General features: G+C 61.3%; 18 protein-coding genes. 11 read left to right on the top strand and 7 right to left on the bottom strand.

Annotated elements, in window-relative coordinates:
• Nucleotides 1–239: 239 nt before the first annotated feature.
• Nucleotides 240–1,805 carry a L,D-transpeptidase family protein gene (locus HZ99_RS00820; protein WP_038440576.1) on the bottom strand — a complete coding sequence of 522 codons (1,566 nt, stop codon included), beginning with the start codon at nt 1,803–1,805 and terminating at the stop codon, nt 240–242.
• Nucleotides 1,806–1,842: 37 nt separating this feature from the next.
• On the opposite strand from HZ99_RS00820, the gene HZ99_RS00815 reads away from it, so the two are divergent.
• The 3 genes from HZ99_RS00815 to HZ99_RS00805 all read left to right on the top strand — a co-directional run bounded on the left by HZ99_RS00815 (nt 1,843) and on the right by HZ99_RS00805 (nt 3,689).
• Nucleotides 1,843–2,541, top strand: coding sequence for a murein L,D-transpeptidase catalytic domain family protein (locus HZ99_RS00815; RefSeq protein WP_038440575.1), 699 nt, complete (start codon nt 1,843–1,845; stop codon nt 2,539–2,541).
• A 44-nt stretch (nt 2,542–2,585) separates the two neighbouring features.
• Entirely contained in the window at nt 2,586–3,335 is a 750-nt protein-coding gene (locus HZ99_RS00810) for a creatininase family protein (protein WP_038440574.1), read from the top strand.
• 78 nt (nt 3,336–3,413) lie between these two features.
• Complete coding sequence (locus HZ99_RS00805; RefSeq protein ID WP_038440573.1) at nt 3,414–3,689, top strand: hypothetical protein; 276 nt, start codon at nt 3,414–3,416, stop codon at nt 3,687–3,689.
• Here HZ99_RS00805 and yfcF read toward each other — a convergent pair.
• Complete coding sequence (yfcF, locus tag HZ99_RS00800; RefSeq protein ID WP_404942444.1) at nt 3,664–4,281, bottom strand: glutathione transferase; 618 nt, start codon at nt 4,279–4,281, stop codon at nt 3,664–3,666. The genes HZ99_RS00805 and yfcF overlap by 26 nt on opposite strands.
• A gap of 124 nt (nt 4,282–4,405) precedes the next feature.
• On the bottom strand, nt 4,406–4,951 hold the full coding sequence (locus HZ99_RS00795) for a DUF924 family protein (protein WP_038440570.1): 546 nt from the start codon (nt 4,949–4,951) through the stop codon (nt 4,406–4,408).
• A gap of 135 nt (nt 4,952–5,086) precedes the next feature.
• On the opposite strand from HZ99_RS00795, the gene HZ99_RS00790 reads away from it, so the two are divergent.
• On the top strand, nt 5,087–6,244 hold the full coding sequence (locus tag HZ99_RS00790; RefSeq protein WP_038440568.1) for a DUF1624 domain-containing protein: 1,158 nt from the start codon (nt 5,087–5,089) through the stop codon (nt 6,242–6,244).
• A 215-nt stretch (nt 6,245–6,459) separates the two neighbouring features.
• Here HZ99_RS00790 and metE read toward each other — a convergent pair whose 3' ends face one another.
• On the bottom strand, nt 6,460–8,748 hold the full coding sequence (gene metE / locus HZ99_RS00785; RefSeq protein WP_038440567.1) for a 5-methyltetrahydropteroyltriglutamate--homocysteine S-methyltransferase: 2,289 nt from the start codon (nt 8,746–8,748) through the stop codon (nt 6,460–6,462).
• A 279-nt stretch (nt 8,749–9,027) separates the two neighbouring features.
• On the opposite strand from metE, the gene HZ99_RS00780 reads away from it, so the two are divergent.
• From HZ99_RS00780 to HZ99_RS00755, 6 genes are all read left to right on the top strand, one after another.
• Entirely contained in the window at nt 9,028–10,125 is a 1,098-nt protein-coding gene (locus tag HZ99_RS00780; RefSeq protein WP_038440566.1) for a carboxynorspermidine decarboxylase, read from the top strand.
• 29 nt (nt 10,126–10,154) lie between these two features.
• Nucleotides 10,155–11,399 (top strand): saccharopine dehydrogenase family protein, encoded by a 1,245-nt coding sequence (locus HZ99_RS00775; protein ID WP_038440565.1) that lies wholly within the window; start codon nt 10,155–10,157, stop codon nt 11,397–11,399.
• 235 nt (nt 11,400–11,634) lie between these two features.
• The gene (gene mddA, locus HZ99_RS00770; RefSeq protein WP_051902969.1) at nt 11,635–12,411 is read left to right on the top strand and encodes a methanethiol S-methyltransferase; all 777 of its coding nucleotides are present in this window, start codon (nt 11,635–11,637) and stop codon (nt 12,409–12,411) included.
• Between the two features lie 681 nt (nt 12,412–13,092).
• Nucleotides 13,093–13,599, top strand: a complete 507-nt coding sequence (locus tag HZ99_RS00765) for a sigma-70 family RNA polymerase sigma factor (protein ID WP_038440563.1) — start codon at nt 13,093–13,095, stop codon at nt 13,597–13,599.
• On the top strand, nt 13,596–14,555 hold the full coding sequence (locus tag HZ99_RS00760) for a FecR domain-containing protein (protein WP_038440562.1): 960 nt from the start codon (nt 13,596–13,598) through the stop codon (nt 14,553–14,555). Before HZ99_RS00765 ends, HZ99_RS00760 begins: the two co-directional genes overlap by 4 nt.
• Nucleotides 14,556–14,655: 100 nt before the next feature.
• Entirely contained in the window at nt 14,656–17,109 is a 2,454-nt protein-coding gene (locus tag HZ99_RS00755; protein ID WP_038440560.1) for a TonB-dependent siderophore receptor, read from the top strand.
• Between the two features lie 63 nt (nt 17,110–17,172).
• On the opposite strand, the gene HZ99_RS00750 is transcribed toward HZ99_RS00755, so the two are convergent.
• Nucleotides 17,173–18,348, bottom strand: a complete 1,176-nt coding sequence (locus HZ99_RS00750; protein ID WP_038440559.1) for a sugar transporter — start codon at nt 18,346–18,348, stop codon at nt 17,173–17,175.
• Between the two features lie 87 nt (nt 18,349–18,435).
• Nucleotides 18,436–19,434, bottom strand: coding sequence for a bile acid:sodium symporter family protein (locus HZ99_RS00745; protein ID WP_038447742.1), 999 nt, complete (start codon nt 19,432–19,434; stop codon nt 18,436–18,438).
• Nucleotides 19,435–19,518: 84 nt separating this feature from the next.
• Here HZ99_RS00745 and HZ99_RS00740 point away from each other — a divergent pair, with 84 nt between their 5' ends.
• On the top strand, nt 19,519–20,307 hold the full coding sequence (locus HZ99_RS00740) for an AraC family transcriptional regulator (protein WP_038440557.1): 789 nt from the start codon (nt 19,519–19,521) through the stop codon (nt 20,305–20,307).
• A 57-nt stretch (nt 20,308–20,364) separates the two neighbouring features.
• Here HZ99_RS00740 and HZ99_RS00735 read toward each other — a convergent pair whose 3' ends face one another.
• Nucleotides 20,365–21,393: a LacI family DNA-binding transcriptional regulator gene (locus HZ99_RS00735; protein WP_038440555.1), complete on the bottom strand. Its 1,029-nt coding sequence runs from the start codon at nt 21,391–21,393 to the stop codon at nt 20,365–20,367.
• Nucleotides 21,394–21,520 lie beyond the last annotated feature (127 nt).

The raw sequence follows: 21,520 nt of genomic DNA, 5'->3' as shown, positions 1-21,520 counted from the left end.
GTCGGCAAGCTTGGTAGGTTTCTTGAGCGTTTGAGAAATACCTGATGGTTATTCTTTCAAGGATGCCAACCGGGTCTCATATTGCACAGATCCGCAGCTGCTTTTAGTTGAAAGAGAATACTGGGCACACCACAAACCAAATGTAGGCGCTGGCTGGCCGGCGATGACGGTGAACCAGCCAATATACTCTTCGACTGACACTGCGCCATCGCGGGCAAGCCCACACACTCTGTTAGCGTCTACAGGGCTGCGCCCAAGGCTTTCAACAACACCCCGTCGCGGCCATAAATATCGGGGGCGTACAGCAACGCACCCTGGCTATCCACCTGGGCTGTCCAATAGCCCAGCAGCACCGGTACCGGCGTGGCCAGGCGGAACTCATGGGTTACTCCGCTCGCCAACAACGCCTCAGTCCGCGCCTTTTCAGCCGGGTTCACCAGCAGATCACGCAGCACCATCGGCTGCTCCACCCTTACACAGCCCGAACTGAAGGCCCGCGGCCCCTTGCGGAACAACGGCTGGCTGGGCGTGTCGTGCAGGTACACGGAGAACGGGTTGGGGAAACGCATGACGATCCTGCCCAACGGGTTGCGTGGGCCGGCGTCCTGGCGCAGCAGGATATTACCGGGGTGCGACCAATCCACCTGCTCCGGTGACAGCGCGCGACCTTCACTGTCGAGCACTTTGAGATTCTGTTGGCGCAGGTACTCCGGGTTCAGGCGAATGGCCGGTAACTTGTCCTCGCGCATGATGGTCGGCGGGATCGTCCAGGTGGGGTTGAGGGTCAACCGCGTGATGCGCGACTTGAGCAGCGGCGTCTGCCGTTCGGCACGGCCCACCTGCAAACGGGTCTGCCACACAGGTACGCCCCCCTGGTAGACGCTCAACTGGGCAGCCGCGACGTTGACCAGGATGCCGTCCGGCTCCAGGTCCTGGGCCAGCCAGCGAAAACGCTCAAGGTTGACCTGCAGTTGCCCGCGCCGCAGCGCCGGGCTGACGTTGAGTTCGGTCACCGTGCCCGGGCCGATCACTCCGTCGGCTTGCAGTGAATGGCTGGACTGGAAGCGCTTCACCGCCTCCACCAGATCGTTGCTGTATTGATGCCCCTTGGGTGCGCTCGTCAGGTAGCCGCCGCTGACCAGGCGCCGGGCCAATTCCGGCACCCGTGGATCCTCCCGACCCGGACGCAACAAAGGGCCGTCGGTCATCATGCCCCACTGCGGCAACGGTTGCAGGCGTTGGGTGGCGTAGACCTTGCGCAGGTTGCGGTACAGTTCGGCGCCGGGCCGGGCCTGATCGAATGCTGCCGCCATGTCCGCAAGACCGGTATTGGCCAGGGCCAGCACGACAAGGACCGGATCCTCGCTCGGCGGCTGGGAATGCCACAGCGGCTCATAATGGGCCTGCTGCAAACGGCCGTAGTGCAAGTCATGCAGGGCTTGCAGATAGCGCTGGCTGGTTGCGAAATCGGTACACAGCACATTGTCGGTCGTTGTCGTGTCGGGCAGCCGATAGTGCGCCGGGTCGAGGCCGTCGTCGGCCAGCAACAGCAACTGGCCCTGCAACGCCTGCCGGCGTCCGTCCACCGACCAGAGGGCGGTGTTGCCGTGCTGCTGGTAAAAAGCCTGCAACCGCAACTCGGCCGGCATATCCAACCGGGTGGCTAAACCGGGGCAGACGCTCGACAACTGCCCAAGTGCCAGCTGTACTGGGTTTGACGGCTCGACCGGCACTTCATCGGCCGTGGCGACCAATGGTGCTACGAGCAAGCAAAGGCTCAAGTAACATGCAGTTTTTTTGAACAATGGCTTAGCTCCAATCTACGGCGGAGATGCTCGATAAATGCTGAATATTGACTGCCGACTCGGCCTGATCGCCGCCGCCCTGGCCGCTTTCTGTTCGGGTGCCTTCGCAGAGAATGCCAAACCTCATACCTTGTATAGCAGCCTGGCGCGCTCGGCTCCAGAACTCAATCCCGCCGTCCTCAAAAGCGCTCTGGGCGCGATGCAGTGTGCCGTCAATAACGGCCAGGAACGCGCCGAACGCCTGGCCGTGATCGACTACTCGCAACCTTCGACCGCCCGTCGCCTGTGGATTTTCGATCTACGCCAAAAAAAGCTGGTGCTGCGCGATCTGGTGGCCCACGGGCAAAAATCCGGGGAAAACTTCGCCACCCAGTTCTCCAACAGCGAAGGCAGCCACCAGTCCAGCCTCGGTCTGTTCCGCACCCAGGAAAGCTACCACGGCACCCACGGCTACTCGTTGCGCATGGACGGCCTGGAGCCAGGCTTCAATGACCTGGCCCGCGACCGCGCCATCGTGATCCATGCCGCCGACTACGTCAGCCCGTTGTGGAGCAAGCGTGAAGGTCGGATCGGCCGCAGCCAGGGTTGCCCTGCCGTACGCCCGCAAGTGGCGCGCCAGGTGGTGGACAAGCTCAAGGATGGCCAGTTCATGTTCTCCTGGTATCCCGATCAGCGCTGGCTGAAATCCTCGGCCTACCTCAATTGCAAGCCGCGCCAGATCGCCAGCGCCGGTTGAGGTAGTATCTGACAGGCCAAGCCTGACCAGAGAGAGGACCTGAAATGCTTTTGCACCAGTCAACGTGGATCGAGATTGGCCAGTTTCTTGACCGCAGCCGCACCGTGGTGATTCCCATCGGTTCCAACGAACAACATGGTCCTACCGGCCTGTTGGGCACCGATTGGATGTGCCCGCAAATCATTGCCCATCAGGCGCAAAAAGACGCTGATATCCTGGTCGGCCCCACCTTCAATATCGGCATGGCCCAACACCACCTCGGGTTCCCCGGCACCATCTCCCTGCGTCCGTCGACCTTTATCGCGGCCATTGGCGATTGGACCCGCTCCCTGGCCGCCCATGGTTTCGAAAAAATCCTGTTCCTCAATGGCCATGGCGGCAATATCGCCACGATCGAAGCGGCCTTTTCCGAGTTGTACGCCGAGGCCAGCTTCGCCCGCCGCCCCGCCGGCTTCGCCTTGAAACTCTGCAATTGGTGGGACCTGGAGGGCGTCGGCGAGCTGGCGCGGGCGCAGTTCCCGACCGGGCATGGCACCCACGCGACACCTTCGGAGATCGCGATTACCCAGTGGGCTTACCCGGACTCGATCAAGACAGCAGACTATTCGCCGCAGATTGCGCCCGCCGGCCCGATCCGCGAAGCCCAGGACTTCCGCGCCCGCCACCCGGATGGGCGCATGGGGTCCGACCCGGCCCTGGCAACCCCGGAGAAAGGCGGTGAACTGGTGGCCCTGGCCGCCAAGGGGCTGGTGTCAGCGGTGCATGCCTTCAGCCGTGAAGCCATGCCCAACTGAACCCTCTGTAGGCGCCGGCAAGCCGGCGCCTAAAGTCGTCAGCGCTCATACAATAAAATCTATAAGAAGGACCTGTCCATGAAACCTCATCAGAAGACCTTTGATCGCATCCGCAATGCCGTCCTGCCAGAGTTCCGCGAACGCGTTGCCGAGTATTTGGTCGAGTACGAAACTATCCTGCAGGACCCCGCAGCCGACCCTGACCAAGCCTGCGCCGCCGCCCAGCAGTTGCGTGGTTATCTGCGCGGACTGAACACCACCCGGGTGCTGGGCATGGAAGACTGGGAAGACCTCGAACGCCGGGTCGCGCAGGAATGGCCGCTGGGCGCTACAACGCCGGACGTACCTGCCTGACCCAGGCCTGCACCGATGGCCGCTGCCATTGCCGCCGGGCATACGCCACCAGCGGCGCGGGCACCGGATCGCCGTTGAGAATCAGGCGGTTGAGCATCACAGCCAGATCCACATCGGCAATCGACCATTGGCCAAACAGATAGTCGTCGCCCGCGGCCAACCAGTGCTGTGCCGCTGCAATCAGTTTGTTTGCCGCCACCTGTGCAGGGGCTGATAACGGGCCGAACCTGACCCCGTAAAACACCACCAGCGTGGAGCGCTCCTGGCGGATCGGCAGCAAGTCGCTGCGCAACCACGCCTGAATCTGCCGCGCCCGCGCGCGTTGGCGTGGCTCCCTGGGGTACACCGGCACCTGCGGGAACACATCCTCCAGGTACTCGGTAATGGCCGACGACTCGGACAAGGCAAACCCGCCCTGCTCCAGGGTCGGTACCCGCTGGGTCACGGACAGCCCGGTAAATACCGGCGCCTGTTGCTCCAGCGCCTCCAGATCCAGGGTGTGCACCTCGAACGGCAAGCCTTTTTCCCGCAGGGTCACAAACACCGACATCGCATAGGGGCTGGTGAACGGGGCATCGACATACAAACGCATCGGCGGGTTCGTCACGGCGGTATCTCCTTGGGTGAGCAGCCACGCTACGAGATGTGCGGCGATAAATACAATGCCGCTTTTTTATCGGGGCATTCCTCGGTGGAATACGGCTGGTTCTTGCAACCTAACCGGAAAACCCACCCCCCGAAAGGAACGCCTGTTCCTCCTCCGTCGTCACCCGGCCCAGCGCCGCATTGCGATGGGGAAACCGGCCAAATCGCTCGATGATCTCGGCATGCTCCTTGGCCCAGTGGTAGGTATCGGCATCGAGCTGCTGGTTCAATGCCAAAGAGCGCTGTTGGTCCTCGGGCTGCTCTGAATGCTCAAAGGGCAAGTAGCAGAACGCGCGCAATGCCGGGTCGATCAGACGGTCCATCCCCGCGTCGACCATGCGCCCGGCGTAAGCCCTGGCCAGCGGGTCAGTGGCAAACATGTGGGCGGTGCCCCGGAAAGTATTGCGTGGGTACTGATCGAGGAGGATCAGCAACGCCAGCGCGCCTTCGGGTTCGCCCATCCAGTGCTCCAGCTCGCCCCTGGCCGCCTGGAAGTGGGCCTCGTGGAAGCGCGCACCAAACTCGGCGTCAAACTGTTGATCTTTCTTGAACCAGCGCGATGGGCCTGCCGTCGTCCAGAATTGCACGACAGCGTTGAAATCAGTCGGGGCGCTCATAAGTGACTCCAGGGTCGTCAAGGTCAGTGGCCTACCCTAGCATCTGAATGATCCGATTCCGACTCAGAAATCCACGACGGCCGAAAGACGTTATAAGATAACCTTATTCTTCCTCCCCTCTGGCGACCTTGCACCATGGCTGACGCTGTTCCCACTGCCCGTACACGCCTGCTTTCCATCGATGCCCTGCGCGGCCTGGTCATCCTGTTCATGTTGCTCGACCACGTGCGCGAGACGTTCCTGCTGCACCGCCAGGTCAGCGACCCGATGAGCATCGATATGACGGAGCCCGCGCTGTTTATCAGCCGTACCCTGGCCCACTTGTGCGCCCCGGTGTTTGTACTGCTGACGGGTTTGTCGGCGTTTCTGTACGGCGAAAAACACCAGGGGCGTGGTGATGTCTCGGCGTTTCTGTTCAAGCGCGGGCTGTTTCTGGTGGTACTGGAATTGACCCTGGTGAACTTCGCCTGGACCTTCCAACTGCCTCCCAGCGTTATCTACATGCAGGTGATCTGGGCCATCGGCGTGAGCATGATCGCCCTCGCCGCTCTGGTGTGGTTGCCACGCCCGCTGCTGATCGGCCTGGCATTGCTGATCATGGGGGGGCACAACCTGCTCGATGGCCTGCATTTCGCAGCGGGTTCGGCGCTGCACATTCCCTGGACGATCCTGCACGAACGCAGTTGGATCGAGGTGGGCGACACCTTGCGCCTGCGCACGACGTACCCGGTGCTGCCGTGGATCGGGGTGATTGCCCTGGGTTACGGCATCGGCCCGTGGTTTACCGACTCGATGCCGGCGGCGCAGCGTCAGCGTTATCTGTTACTGGCGGGCGTTGGCGCGCTGGTGGGCTTTGTAGTGTTGCGCGCAATCAATGGCTACGGTGAGGCACCGTGGCAGGTGTACGACAGCCACGTGCAAACGCTGATGAGTTTCTTCAACATCACCAAGTATCCACCTTCGCTGCTGTTCCTCGCGCTGACATTGGGTATGGGGTTTTTGTTGCTGCTGGGCTGCGAACGCGCCGGGCAACGGCGCTGGATCGGCACGCTGGCGGTGTTCGGTGCGGCGCCGATGTTCTTTTATCTGCTGCATCTGTATGTGTTGAAGGTGTTGTACGTGACGGGCGTGGCACTGTTTGGCCTGAACCAGCAGACGCATTTCGGATTCGATAGCGTGGAGGTGGTGTGGCTGGTGGCGTTGTTTTTGCCGCTGGCGTTGTACCTGCCAGTGCGTTGGTTTGCCCGGCTGAAGGCCCGGCGGCGGGATATTGCGTGGCTTAAATACCTCTAACCACACAGGTTCAAATGTAGGAGCCAGCTTGCCGGCGACAGCGGTGTACCAGCCAACAATGACTTGACTGACCCAACGCCATCGCGGGCAAGCCCGCTCCCACAGGGGGATTGCGCGAGGCAGGGAATTTTGGATACCCCACCCAAACAACTGTAGGAGCCGGCTTGCCGGCGATAGCGGTGTATCAGCCACCCAATCGTGTGACTGAGCCGCCGCTACGCCAATTCAGCCCGCAGTTGCCGCGCCGCCGCCACCATATGAATCAACGCAGCCTCTGTCTCCGGCCACCCACGGGTCTTCAGGCCGCAGTCAGGGTTGACCCACAGGCGCTCGGCCGGGATGCGCTTGGCGGCCTTGCGCAACAGATGGACCATTTCCGAGGCGTCCGGCACCCGTGGCGAGTGAATGTCGTAGACGCCCGGGCCAATGTCATTCGGGTAAGCGAAGGCCTCGAAGGCCTCCAGCAGTTCCATATCCGAACGCGAGGTTTCGATGGTAATCACGTCGGCATCCATCGCCGCAATGGACTCGATCACATCGTTGAATTCGCTGTAGCACATATGGGTATGGATCTGGGTTTCATCACGCACCCCGCAAGCGCACAAGCGGAATACTTCGGTGGCCCAGTCCAGGTAGCGTTGCCATTGGGCCCGGCGCAGGGGCAAGCCTTCGCGAAATGCCGCTTCATCAATCTGCACGATCTTGATGCCGGCGGCTTCCAGGTCCACCACTTCATCACGAATCGCCAGCGCCAACTGGCGGGCCTGCACTTCACGGCTCACGTCTTCCCGGGGGAATGACCACATCAGCATGGTCACCGGGCCGGTCAGCATGCCCTTCATCACCTTGTCGGTCAGGCCTTGGGCGTAGCGGATCCACGCCACGGTCATGGCTTTTGGACGGCTCAGGTCACCGAAGATCACCGCCGGTTTCACGCACCGCGAACCGTAGCTCTGCACCCAGCCAAAACGGGTGAAGGCATAGCCGTCCAGTTGTTCGGCAAAGTACTCCACCATGTCGTTACGCTCGGCTTCGCCGTGTACCAGCACGTCCAGGCCGAGATTTTCCTGCACTTCAACGGCGTGTTTGATCTCGCTGTGCATCGCCTCGACATATTCGGCCTCGCTCAATTTGCCGGCCTTGAACGACTGGCGCGCCAGGCGGATCGAAGCGGTCTGCGGGAACGAGCCAATGGTGGTGGTCGGAAACAGTGGCAGGTCGAGGCCGGCGCGTTGCTTGGCAATCCGCTGGGCAAACGGTGACTGGCGTTGGCTGTCCTTGCCGGTGATGGCCGCAACGCGAGCTTGCACGGTCGGTTTGTGGATCCGCGGCGAGGCGGCACGGGCCGCCTGCACGGCACGGCTTTCGGCCAAGGCCGCCACCCCCTTCGCCGCATGCGGCTGGTTGATGGCCTGGGTCAACACCGCCACTTCTTCACACTTCTGCACGGCGAAGGCCAGCCAGCTCTTGAGCTCGGCATCCAGCTTGTCTTCACGCGCCAGGTCAACTGGGCTATGCAGCAACGAGCAGGACGGCGCAACCCACAAGCGATCACCCAGGCGCTCATGAGCGTGCTGCAAGGTGGCCAGGGCATTTTCCAGGTCGCAGCGCCACACGTTACGCCCGTTGACCACCCCCAGGGACAGCACTTTATAGGCTGGCAGACGATCGAGAATCGTCGGGTATTGCTCCGGTGCACGCACCAGGTCAATGTGCAGGCCATCGACCGGCAAATTGGCCGCCAGGCCGAGGTTTTCTTCCAGGCCGCCAAAGTAGGTGGCGACCAGTTTTTTCAGGGGATCACGCTGGATCAGGTTGTAGGCGCGCTCAAACGCATTTTTCCAATCCTGGGGTAAATCGAGCGCCAGGATCGGCTCATCGATCTGCACCCACTCCACACCCAACTGCGCCAGGCGCTGGAAAATCTGGCCGTACAGCGGCAGCAGGCGATCAAGCAAATCGAGCTTGTCGAAGTCACCGCCCTTGGCCTTGCCCAGCCACAGGTACGTCAGCGGCCCGATCACCACTGGCTTGACGGTGTGCCCCAGGTCGCAGGCTTCCTGGACCTCTTCAAACAGTTGATCCCAGCCCAGGTGAAACTGTTGGTCAACGCTGAATTCAGGTACCAGATAGTGGTAGTTGGTGTCGAACCACTTGGTCATTTCCTGGGCATGGGCGCCACCACAGCAACTGTCACTGACACCACGGGCCATGCCGAACAAGGTCTGCAACGTGGCTTTGCCATCAGCCGGGCGGAAACGCTCGGGGATCACGCCGAACATCAGCGAGTGGGTCAGTACCTGGTCGTACCACGCAAAGTCGCCAGCGGGCAGCAACTCGATACCGGCCTGCTTCTGCAAGTCCCAATGAGTCTTGCGCAACTCACGACCTACGGCGCGCAGGCCGGTTTCGTCCAGTTCGCCCTTCCAAAACGCTTCCTGCGCTTTTTTCAGTTCACGATCGCGTCCAATGCGCGGAAATCCAAGGGAATGAGCGACTGCCATGACAAAAATCTCCAATGTGTGGGTATGGGAGCCATTGTCGACAGCCTTTAATAGTGAGACAAACTCATTTTACTTTAGATGAACGCGAAACATGCTCATGTTAAGTCAGCATCCAGTCTCGTCAGTACCGCTTGCCAGCGCCACGGTCGTCCCTCCCATTTAAAGAGAAGGGTTTTAGATCCGGGACCAGCAAAATCCGCTGACGAACCTTTCGATCTGCCCCAAGTGCGGGCACAATGCCTGTCCTTTTTTGGCAGGCTCCGCCGCAGGCTCTGAAAAATGATCAAAACCCCGTATTACCTCATCGACAAACAGAAGCTTCTGCTCAACCTGCAGAAGATCGCCTACGTACGCGAGCAGTCCGGTGCCAAGGCGCTGCTGGCACTCAAGTGCTTTGCCACCTGGTCGGTGTTCGACCTGATGCAGGAGTACATGGACGGCACCACGTCCTCATCACTGTATGAGCTCAAGCTCGGTCGCCAGAAGTTCGCAGGCGAAACCCACGCCTACAGCGTGGCCTGGGCTGACGATGAGATTGAGGAGATGCTCGACAACTGCGACAAGATCATCTTCAACTCCATCAGCCAACTGCAGCGTTTTGCGCCGCGCAGCGAAGGCAAGACCCGCGGCCTGCGCGTCAACCCGCAGGTGAGCAGCTCCGACTACCTGCTGGCTGACCCGGCGCGCCCCTTCAGCCGCCTGGGCGAGTGGGACCCGGTGAAGATCGAAGGCGTGATCGAGCAGATTTCCGGCTTCATGTTCCACAACAACTGTGAGAACGGTGATTTCGAGCTGTTCGACAAGATGCTGGGCACCATCGAAGAACGCTTCGGCGCGCTGCTGCACAAGGTCAACTGGGTCAGCCTCGGCGGTGGCATCCACTTTACCGGTGAAGGCTATGCCATCGATGCCTTCTGCCAGCGCCTCAAGGCGTTCTCGCAGAAGTACGACGTGCAGGTGTACCTGGAACCCGGCGAAGCGGCGATCACCAACAGTGCATCCCTGGAAGTCACCGTGCTCGATACCCTGTACAACGGCAAGCACCTCGCCGTGGTCGACAGCTCCATCGAAGCCCACCTGCTGGACCTGCTGATCTATCGCCTCAACGCCAAGCTGGCGCCAAGCACCGGCGAACACACCTACATGGTGTGCGGCAAGTCGTGCCTGGCCGGGGACATCTTCGGCGAATATCAATTTGATCAGCCGCTGGCCATCGGCGATCGACTGTCGTTCATCGACACGGCAGGCTACACCATGGTCAAGAAAAACTGGTTCAACGGCCTGAAAATGCCGTCCATCGTAGTGAAACAACTCGACGGTACAGTCGAAGTGGTTCGTGAGTTTGGTTACGACGACTACCTGTCCAGCCTTTCGTAAAGCGGACAGATAAAGGAGAGATAAAGCAATTGAAAAAGAACGTTCTTATCATTGGTGCAGGAGGTGTCGCCAAGGTGGTGGCCCACAAGTGCGCGCAGCACAACGACGAACTCGGTCGTATTGCTATCGCGTCGCGCAACATCTCCAAATGCCAGGCCATCATCGACAGCGTCAAGGCCAAGGGTAGCCTCAAGGTACCCGCCCAGATCCAGGCCTTTGCGCTGAACGCTTTGGACGTGGAAGCGACCAAGGCACTGATTCGCGAAACCGAATCGCAGATCGTCATCAACGTCGGCTCCGCCTTCCTCAACATGTCGGTACTGCGTGCCTGCATCGATACCGGCGTGGCTTATCTCGACACCGCTATCCACGAAGAGCCGGGCAAGGTCTGCGAGACCCCGCCGTGGTACGGCAACTACGAGTGGAACCACCTGGAGGAATGCAAGCAGAAGAACATCACTGCGATCCTCGGTGTGGGGTTTGACCCAGGTGTGGTCAACGCCTATGCGGCGCTGGCACAACAACAGCATTTTGACCGTATTGATTCGATCGATATTCTCGACGTCAATGCCGGCAGCCACGGCAAATATTTCGCCACCAATTTCGACCCGGAAATCAACTTCCGCGAATTCACCGGACAGGTGTGGAGCTGGCAGGACAGCCAGTGGACCAGCAACACCATGTTCGAGGTCAAGCGTACCGACGACCTGCCGGTAGTCGGCTCGCAGAACCTGTACCTGACCGGCCACGATGAAGTGCACTCGTTGTCGAAAAACCTCGACGTGCCCAACGTGCGGTTCTGGATGAGCTTCGGCGAACACTACATCAATGTGTTCACCGTACTGAAAAACCTCGGCCTGCTCTCCGAGAAACCGGTCACCACCGCCGAGGGCCTGGAAGTGGTGCCCTTGAAACTGGTCAAGGCCGTACTGCCGGACCCGTCCTCGCTGGCTCCGGGCTACACCGGCAAGACCTGCATTGGCGACCTGGTCAAGGGCACCAAGGATGGCCAGCCACGCGAGCTGTTCATCTACAACGTGGCCTGCCACGAAGAAGCCTTTGCCGAGACCGACAGCCAGGGCATCTCCTACACCGCCGGCGTACCACCTGTAGCCGCTGCGCTGCTGGTGGCCCGTGGCGAATGGGACGTACAACGCATGGCCAACGTTGAAGAACTGCCAGCCGAGCCGTTCCTCAAGGCGCTGGACGTGATGGGCCTGCCGACCCGCATCAAAGACGAGAAAGGCGACCGCGCCTGGGATGCTATCGCCTGATAGCGTCTTGTTCCTCGGATCACTCCCACGTCCTGTGGGAGTGATCGAAAACCTGCTCAAGCCAACATCGCAGCCTCGCTAACACCTACAAGTGCTTCGCCTGGGTTGTAAGCGCCCCCTCTTTTCTGCTCTTTCTTTGACCAGATGCCGTTCACTACCTAGCCTTGTCCCGTCCGCACCCGCTCTGGAACCTGGCCTGCGGCCGCAAAGCCCACATGCACGAAAGGAGTCGTTCATGAACACCGAAACAGCTGCAACCCGCCTGGCGCTGCGCCTGGCTGGATTGGTCTATAGCACCCTCTGCTATCTGGTTTTCCTCATCACCCTCCTCTACCTGATTGGCTTTCTTGGCCGTGTGGTCGTGCCCAAGAACATTGACGATGGGATTGTCATCAACAGTGGGTGGGCCGCACTGATCAACCTGTCGCTGCTGCTCCTGTTCGCGGTGCAACACTCGGTAATGGCGCGTAAAGGCTTCAAGGCATGGCTGAGCCGGTTTGTCCCCACCTGCGCTGAGCGCTCGACCTATGTCTTGCTCAGCAGCCTGGCCCTGATCCTGCTTTTCTGGCTCTGGCAACCCATGCCCGCCCGGATATGGGCAGTAGAGACGGCATGGGGAAGCGGGCTGTTGACCGCCCTGTTCTGGCTGGGCTGGGTCTTGGTGCTGGTCGCCACGCTATTGATCAGCCACTTTGAACTGTTTGGCCTTAAGCAGGCTATTGACCACTGGCGTAATACCACATCCCGCGCCCATGCCTTTAAAACACCAGGGCTTTACAAGTGGGTGCGCCATCCACTGTACCTGGGCTTCCTGATTGTGTTCTGGGCGACGCCGCAGATGAGCGCTGGCCACTTGCTACTGGCCTTGGGGCTGTCGATCTATCTGTTTATGGGTGCGCATTTTGAAGAGCGGGACCTGGTGGATATCTTCGGCGAACAGTACCGGGGTTATCAGAAAAGAGTCGGCATGGTGCTTCCCCGGTTATTGTTGGGCCGTGGAGAAAAGCCCTGAATGCTGATCGAGGCGCACAGACGCTTCCCATATCTGTTTCAGGTTGTCCCTCGGACAGGCACTGACTAACCTTCCCGACGCCGCTGCCAAATCAGTGGCCGGATTCGACCGCCCGACTCATTGAAGTGCTGCTACGCCAAAACCTATTTCAGGCGTTTTTTTGTGCCTGATGTATCGTGTCGCGGCGGCTGTGCGCGGGATACCTTCGGGTATGCCGGGTTCCTTTGATTACCGGTCGTTCAACCCGCGTACAGCCGCCACCCTAATTCGTTTGACCGCGGAAGGTGGCGGCCCCATTAATCAAAAAAGCTTCACCATGATCAAGCACAGCCCCCCCCCCCGCTTCATCAAGGCTACGACTCAAGCCAACTTCAAGCTGCGCCTACCGCGCGATCAACCACTACCTGAACCCAGCAACCCAGACGCACAAACCCAAGGCGCCGCCAGTCAACGGCACGCCACGCAACGTGGCATTGGACATTTGCCGGATGCTCGACGGTGTGCAAGGGCTGGTTGATCAGGCACTGGATGGCTGCGCGCAACCCATTCCTGTAAAACCGTAATGCCGTTTTTGTCGGCGCGAGCTTGCTCGCGCCTACAATTGCATATTGTTGCAGCCCCCCTCGCGCAAAAGGTAATATTGAGAACGATTCACAATACCACCCTTGAGAAAGTCGACCCGTGCAATCACCTCCACTCCGCAAGCTGGGCTTCTTTTTCAACGATCATCACCGTTGGCTGCTGCAACATATCCAACACCGCGTACGTAACCACGCGGACGCCGAAGACACCGCCGCCGACACCTTCTGCCAGATGCTCGCCGCCCGGGTCGATCCCGACAGCATCGAGCAACCACGGGCCTATCTCTCGACCATTGCGCGCCGGCTGATCTTTGACCGTTATCGCCGCAGCCGCCTGGAAACCGCCTACCTGGAGCGCCTGGCTGCAACGCCCGAAGCGCTGGCACCGTCCCCCGAAGAGCAGTTGCAACTGATCCAGGCCCTGGTGGCGATTGACCGTGCCCTTGATGGCTTGCCGTTGATCGTCAAGGCCACCTTCCTCTACAGCCAGTTGGACGGTATGAGCTACGTGGCGATTGCACGCAAACTGCAATTGTCCGAGCGCACCGTCAGCCGCTATATGAAACAGGCCCTGCGCCAGTGCTACCTGGCCGAACTGGCCCCATGAGCAAGGCCCGCCTGGACCCGGTCAGCGAACAGGCCATCGACTGGATGGTGCGCTTGCGCGCCGACAAGCCGGATGCACGGTTGCAGGAACGCTTCGATGCCTGGCTGACGATGGACCCGGCCCACGCCCAGGCCTGGGCCCGCTTGCAGGAGCGCCTGGGCGGCTCGTGGAACACCCTGCGCGCCCTGGACAAACGCTTGCCCGGCGAAGCGCGGCAAGTGCTGCTGCAACCCCAGGGTTCACGCCGCGAAGTGCTGCGGGCCATTACGGGCCTGGGTCTGCTGGGTGGCGGTCTGTGGCTGGCGGCGCGCAGCCCGCTGGGTGACGACCTGCTGGCCGACCTGCACACCGCGCGCGGTCAACGCCAGACCTTCACCCTGCTGGACGGCAGCCGCCTGACCCTGAATGCAGGCAGCGCCGTCGACCTGCAATTCGATCAGCATCAGCGCTTGATCATCCTGCGTCACGGCGAACTGGTGATTCAGGTGGCGGCCGACTCCCAGCGGCCATTGCGCGTGCGCAGCGCCCAGGGCAGCGTCCAAGCGTTGGGCACGCGCTTTCTCGTGTCCCAGGAGCCAGGCGCCACGCGGGTGGTGGTGCTGGAGCATTCGGTCCAGGCCACACTGCACAACGGCATCCAGCACACCGTGCTGCAAGGCCAATCGGTGCTGCTCCACGCCAATCGCATCGAACCGCTGGCCGGCAACCAGAGCTACCGGGCCGACTGGCTCGCCGGGCATCTGAACGTGCTGGATGACTCCCTGGAACAGGTGGTCAACGCCCTGCGCCCTTACAACCGTGGTTTTGTGCGCGTCGACCCACAGGTGCGCGGCTTGCGTGTGCAGGGCGTGTTTCCACTCAACGACCCCCGTCGTGCTTTCGCAGCCCTGGCCGAAACCCTGCCGATCCGGGTGGACCACTACAGCCCGTGGCTGACCCTGATTCGCGCCAAATAACCCAGGCCAGCTTTTTTATGCAAATCACTCTTATTTGTGTCCGGTTTTCATTTCTCGGCCCACTTATCTCCTGACACGTCCACACCTTCAGGAGAATGCTGTGCTCAACCCTTGGCCCCACGCCCTTTCTGTCGCCGTTACCCTGGCAACCCTGGCAACCCTAGCGAGCCCTGCCCTGGTGCAGGCCCAAAGCCTGTCTTTCAACCTGCCGGCCGGCCCGCTGGCCCAAACACTGAACGCCATCGCCAGCCAGAGCGGGCGCATTGTGTCCCTGGACCCCGTGTTGGTGCAGGGTAAACAGGCCCAGGCAGTGATTGGCCAGATGCCGGCCGAACAGGCCATGGACCGCGCGCTGTCGGGCAGCGGCTTGCAGTTGCGGGTCACCGAGCAGGGCAACTTCAGTGTCGAGCCTGCCAGCGACAACGCCAGCGCACTGCAATTGGGCGTGACCTCCATCGTCGAGCACAGCATTGACCCCACCACCACCGAAGGCTCCGGTTCCTACGCCGCCCGTGCGGTGACCATCGGCAAGGGCACCCACACCCTCAAGGAAATCCCCCAGTCGATCACGGTGATGACCCGCAAACAAATGGATGACCAGGGCCTGGTCGACCTCAAGGACGCGGTCAACCAGACCACCGGCCTGGTGGGTGTGCAAGGCGTCGGCAAAGGCATGATCATCACCTCCCGTGGCTTCCAGATCGACGACTGGCAGTACGATGGCGTGCCCATCCCACGCAACACCTATGCCCTGGGCAACTGGGCCACCCAGGACCTGATCTTCTTCGACCGCCTGGAAGTACTGCGCGGCGCCTCCGGCCTGTTGCAGGGCACTGGCAGCCCGGGTGGCGCGATCAACCTGGTACGCAAGCGCGGGCAGACAGCGCCCACCGTCGCCCTCACCGCCAAGGCAGGTAGCTGGGACCACTACGGCCTGCAACTGGACGCCGGCGGCCCGCTGAACCAAAGCGGTACCCTGCGTGGACGGATGGTGGCGGACGAAGACCAGAGTGATTCGTTCATCGACTACGAATGGAGCAAGACCCACTCGCTGTACGGCGCCCTGGACTTCGACCTGCAGGAAGACACTACCCTGGGCCTGGCCGTCAGCCGCACCAACGCCGAGTCGCGGCCAATGTTGCGCGGCCTGCCGCGCTATGCCACCGGTAAATCCATCGACCTGTCGCGCTCGACCTTCACCGGCTCTCCCTGGAACCACTCGCAGATCGACGTCACCACCCTGTATGCCGACCTTGAGCACCGTTTCAACGACGACTGGAAGCTCAAGGTCGGCGCCGTGCGGATGAAAGAAGAAAACACGTCGACCCACCAGCGCGTGCAGACCAACAACGAAGGCATCGAAGCCGACGGCAGCGGCGTGTCATATGCCGACTGGTACACCGATTTCGACGGCACCAAGATCGGCCTGGACACCCACCTCACCGGGCGTTTCGAGGCGCTGTCCATGGCCCAGGAAATCACCCTGGGCGGCAACTATTCCAAGTACACCACCAACGACGTCATTGCCCGCACGTTCAACGACAGCACCGACAACATCTTCGCTATCAATAACCATCGCCCGCAGACCAGCTACGAAGGCCTGATGAACACCCCGGGCGGCCGCGCTACCCCGAGCAAGTACGACATCCGCCAAAAAGGCCTGTATGGCAGTTGGCGCCTCAAGCCGATCGACCCGCTGACTCTGGTGCTCGGCGCCCGGGCCAGTTGGTATGACTACAGCTACACGTCGGCAAGCATCGTGGCGGTGACTCACGCCACCAGCGTCAACAAGCCCAGCACCACCAACGAAACCGGCGAAGTCACGCCCTACGCCGGGATCGTCTACGACCTGAGCCGCGAGTGGGCGGTGTATGCCAGTTACACCGACGTGTTCGAGCCACAGACCCAGCGTGACCTCAGCGGTGCGGTGGTCAAGCCGGTGATTGGCAGCAACTACGAAGTCGGCCTCAAGGGCGAATTGCTGGACGGGCGGGTCAATACCTCCCTGGCGCTGTTTCGCTACGACCAGGAAAACCGTGCGATCACCGACTACTCCCTGGGCGAAATCTGCGGCGGCACCTACTGCGCAACCGGATCGGGCAAGGTCCGCAGCCAGGGCCTTGAAGCAGAGATCAGCGGTGAAGTGCTGAGCGGCCTGCAACTGTTTGCCGGCTACACCTACAACACCACCAAGTACCTTGAGGACCCGGATAACAAGGGCCGGGTCTTCAGCCAGTGGACGCCCAAGCATATGCTGCGGGTGTGGGGCGACTACCAATTCGCCGGCGACTGGGACAAGGTCAGTGCCGGTCTGGGCTTTACTACCCAGAGCCATACCCTGGGGTACGAGTACACCTATGACGTGGCGGGCTACACCGTCTGGAATGCGCGGCTGGCTTACCAACTGACGCCAGAGGTGGGGTTGGCCATCAACGCCAACAACCTGTTCGACAAGACCTACTACACCTCCGGGTACAGCCAGTTGAATGGCAACAACTTCTACGGCGACCCGCGCAATGTGATGTTCAGTGTGAAGTACACACCGCAGTTCTGATGGGCTGACCGGCGATGGCGTTCTTACGGGCGCCATCGCCGGCAAGCCGGCTCCTACGGTGCCTTAACCGCCCTGCCCGAACCGATAGATCGACAGGCAGTACAAACCCAGCGCCGCCACCGCCAACAAGCCCCCCGCCGCGCCGATCCAGGCAAAGCCAAAGTGCCCGCCGACCCAACTGCCCAGCAGCGCACCGCCACCAATGCCGATGTTGTAAATGCCGGAGAACATCGCCATTGCCACATCGGTGGCATCCGGCGCCAGCACCAGCACCTTGGACTGCAACGCCAAGCCAAAGGCCATGATCGCCATGCCCCAGAACACGCTCAACGCCACCAGGTACGAGACATCACCACTCAAGGGCAGCAGCAACCCAAGGCACAGTGCCAACACCGACACGGCCACCAGCAAAAAACGATAGGGGTTGAAACGGTGCAGCAGGCTGAACAACAGCGAGCCAAAAATCCCCGCCCCGCCAAACACCAGCAACACCAAGGTCACCGCATTGCCGCCCAGCCCCGCGACGCGTTCCACAAAGGGCTCGATATAGCTGTAGGCAGTGAACTGGGCAGTGACCACCATGGCCGTCAACACATACAGCGCCACCAGCGCCGGGCGCTTGAACAGCATCGGCAGGCTACGCAGGGAACCGGAGTTCTGGCTTGGCAACAACGGCAAGGTGCGCGCCAGCCAGAACACCAACGCCCCCGCAAACCCGGCGATCACGATAAACGTGGTGCGCCAGCCCATGGCTTCACCCAACAGGCGCCCGAGGGGAATGCCCAAAACCATCGCCAGCGAGGTGCCTGTCGCCAACAGGCCCAACGCCTGCACCTGCTTGCCCGGCGGCGCCAGGCGCACCGCCAGGGAGGCCGTGATCGACCAGAACAGTGCATGGGACAAGGCAATGCCGATGCGGCTGACCATCAACAGGCCAAAGCTGTTGGCCACGCTGGAAAGGACATGACTGGCGATAAACATACCGAACAACACAATCAGCAACTTGCGCCGTTCCACGTTACGGGTCAGCAACATCACCGGCAGCGACGTCAACGACACTACCCAGGCATAGATGGTGAGCATCAGGCCGACCCTGGCGACCGGCATGTCGAAACTGGCGCCGATGGCGCTGAGCAGGCCGACCGGGACAAATTCGGTGGTATTGAACACAAAGGCAGCCAGCGCCAGGGCGATGACGGGCTGCCAGTTGGCTTGAGGTGTCGCGGTGCAAGTGCTCATCGACAGGTCGTTTTACTCGGTTGCGCGCCGATCCTGACGGCCCGATGCCTGCCCTTGAGCGGCGCGGAAAAATAGTAACACGATGGTTCAGGGATCGACCTGCGCCATGATCTCGGGAATGGATTCCGGGCGGTTGGCATAGCGCTGGGCCAGCACTGCACAGACCATCAACTGGATCTGGTGGAACAGCATCAACGGCAGGATCAACACGCCCATGGTGCTGCCGGCGAACAGCACCTGGGCCATGGGCACGCCGGTCGCCAGACTTTTCTTCGAACCGCAGAACAGGATGGTGATGCGATCTTCCTGGTTGAAACCCAAAACCTTGCCCAACAGCGCAGACGCCACCAGCACCAGTGCCAGCAGGATGCAGCAGGCCACCACCAGGCCGCCCAGTTCCCACAGCGGAATCTGATGCCAGATGCCTTCGTTGACCGCTTCGCTGAACGCGCCATAGACCACCAGCAGGATCGAGCCCTGGTCGACGAACTTCAGCCAGTGCTTGTTGCGCCCAACCCACTCGCCGATCCAGCGCCGGGCAATCTGCCCGGCGATAAACGGCAGCAGCAGTTGCACGCTGATCTTGAGGATCGCATCCACGGTGGAGCCGCCATCCCCATGGACGTTGAGCAGCAGGGTCACCAGCAAGGGCGTGAGGAAAATCCCGAACAGGCTGGACGCCGCCGCGCTGCAAATCGCCGCCGGGATATTGCCCCGCGCCAGCGAAGTAAAGGCAATGGCTGACTGCACCGTGGCCGGCAGCGCGCACAGATAGAGCATGCCCATGTACAGATCGTTGCCGATCATCGGTGACAACAGCGGCTTGAGCGCCAGGCCCAACAGTGGAAACAGGATGAAGGTCAGGCTGAACACCAGCAGGTGCAAACGCCAGTGCCCGGCACCGGCGATGATGGCCTGGCGTGACAGCTTGGCGCCATGCAGGAAAAACAGCAGCGCGATGGCCAGGTTGGTCACCCAGCCGAAGGCCACGGCGGTCTGGCCACTGGCGGGCAGCAAAGAGGCAAGGAGCACCGTGGCAATCAGGGTCAGGGTGAAGTTATCGGGTAAAAACCGGGGGCGGGTCATGGGCTGTTCTTCCAGGGGTTGCCAGGGCGTCATGGCGACTCTAACGTAACGGCTTGTTACCGACTAACGCCAATGAGCCAGTAAATGCCGCCCAAAGGACATGAAAAGGCCGTTCGCCGCAGCATCCCCGGGCTCTCCAGCCTGCCGCGCCCGGTGTATGGCCGCACCGAATCCCTGCCCAATCGCGCGCTGACCCGCCGCCATAGTCACCCGTGGGTGCAGTTGTCGTATGCCATATCCGGCGTACTGGAAATCCAGACCAGCGCCGGACGCTTCATGGCGCCGCCGCAACGGGCGGTATGGATTCCGGCGGGCATGCCCCATCGGGTGTTCAGTTCGCCGCACACTGAAATGCGCAGCCTGTATCTCGATTGCAGCGTCACGGCCTGGGCGGCGGAACATTGCCAGGTGCTGGCGGTGAGCGACCTGCTGCGCGAGTTGATCCGCCGTTTCAGCGAACTGCCGGTGGAATATGCCGAAGAGGGCCCGGATGGGCGCCTGGCCCAGGTGTTGCTCGACCAGTTGGCCGCCGCACCGCAGGTAGACCTGATGCTGCCGCTGCCGCTGGACAGCCGATTGCGCCAGATCTATCGCAGCTTGAACCTGCACCCGGAACAGGCGACCACGCTGGGGCAGTGGAGCCAGCGGTTGGGGGTCAGCGAAAAAACCCTGAGCCGGTTGTTTGTGAGCGATACCGGCCTGACATTTCGCGCCTGGCGCCAGCGCCTGCGACTGCTCGGCGCCCTGCCCGACCTGGAACGCGGCGAACGGGTAACGGACGTGGCGCTGGGCTGTGGGTATGAGTCGGTTTCGGCGTTTATCGCCGCATTTCGCCAGCAGTTCGCTACCACGCCGGGGGAGTTTTTCCGCTGATTGAATGCCCCACCCAATCCCTGTAGGCGCCGGCTTTGACCGGGTACAGCCACCCCTTCAGCGCAACAGGGACGAACTCGCCCGCACCTGCAACTGCGGTGCCACGATAATCGACTCGGCAGCTTCACCCTCGATTCGCTTGAGCAACAGCTCAACCGCATGCCGGCCCATGTCAGCCAGCGGCAGGCGCACGCTGGTCAGCGCAACCATCAATTCGTTGGCCAGCGGTATGTCGTTGAAGCCCACCACGGCAATGTCCTTGCCCGGCATCAAGCCCCTGTCACGGGCGGCGCCCATCAGGCCAATGGCCAGGAAGTCATTGACCGCGAAAAACGCCTGGGGCCGAGGGTCAAGGCCCAGCAGATACTCGCCCTGGCGGTGCCCGGTCAGGCTGTCAAAAGGGCCATTGAGCGTCCACTCCGGGCGTAGCGTGATGCCTTGCTCACGGTAAAAGCGGGTAAAACCGCGGGTGCGATCAGCTCCGGTCGAGGCATGCCGCTCCCCCGCCAGGATGGCCACATCGCGACAGCCCAACTGGTACAAGTGCTCGGCCGCCAGCCAGCCACCCCGTTCATCGTCACTGCACGCCGCCAGATGCCCGGCAATCTGCCGGCTGACCAGCACATAGGGAATATGCTTGCGCGTCAAAAGCTCCAGCAGCGGCTGGCTTTCGCCCACATGGGAGTCACCGACGATCAGCCCTGCCACCGAGCGGCGCAAGGCGTGTTCGGCACGCGCCATCTGCCGTGGCTGCTGGTCGTCGGTATTGGAAACGAAGGTCAGGTAGCCGGCCTGTTCGGCCGCACTGTCAATGCTGTCGTAAATAGTCGCCATCACCAGGTCGGTGAGGCGCGGCATCAGCACACAGATCTCCTGGCTTTTGCGCAGTTTCAGGCTAGATGCCTGCGTGTTCGGCCGATAATCCAGCTCTTTTGCCAACTCCCGGATACGCGCCACCACTTCGGCAGACGCCGCGCGCTCGACCCCGGCCGGGTCGCCGTTGAGTACCCGGGACACCGTGGAGACATGCACGCCAAGTGCGGTCGCCATGGACTTCAAGGTGGCTGGGCGAGATTGGCTCGGCATGTCTTGGGGGCTTCCAACTGTCTGATATTTAGCGCGCAGATTCTACCCGAACAGGCGTGCCGCAGCCGCAGATAAATCTTTACCCAAACGTTTGACTAAATTTTTTTCCCACCTTACATTTCGCCAA

The sequence above is a fragment of the Pseudomonas fluorescens genome, assembly GCF_000730425.1.
Taxonomy (GTDB): Bacteria; Pseudomonadota; Gammaproteobacteria; order Pseudomonadales; family Pseudomonadaceae; genus Aquipseudomonas; species Aquipseudomonas fluorescens_X.
The sequence above is the reverse complement of the archived record's forward strand: the minus strand, read 5'-3'. Positions and strand labels throughout refer to the sequence as shown.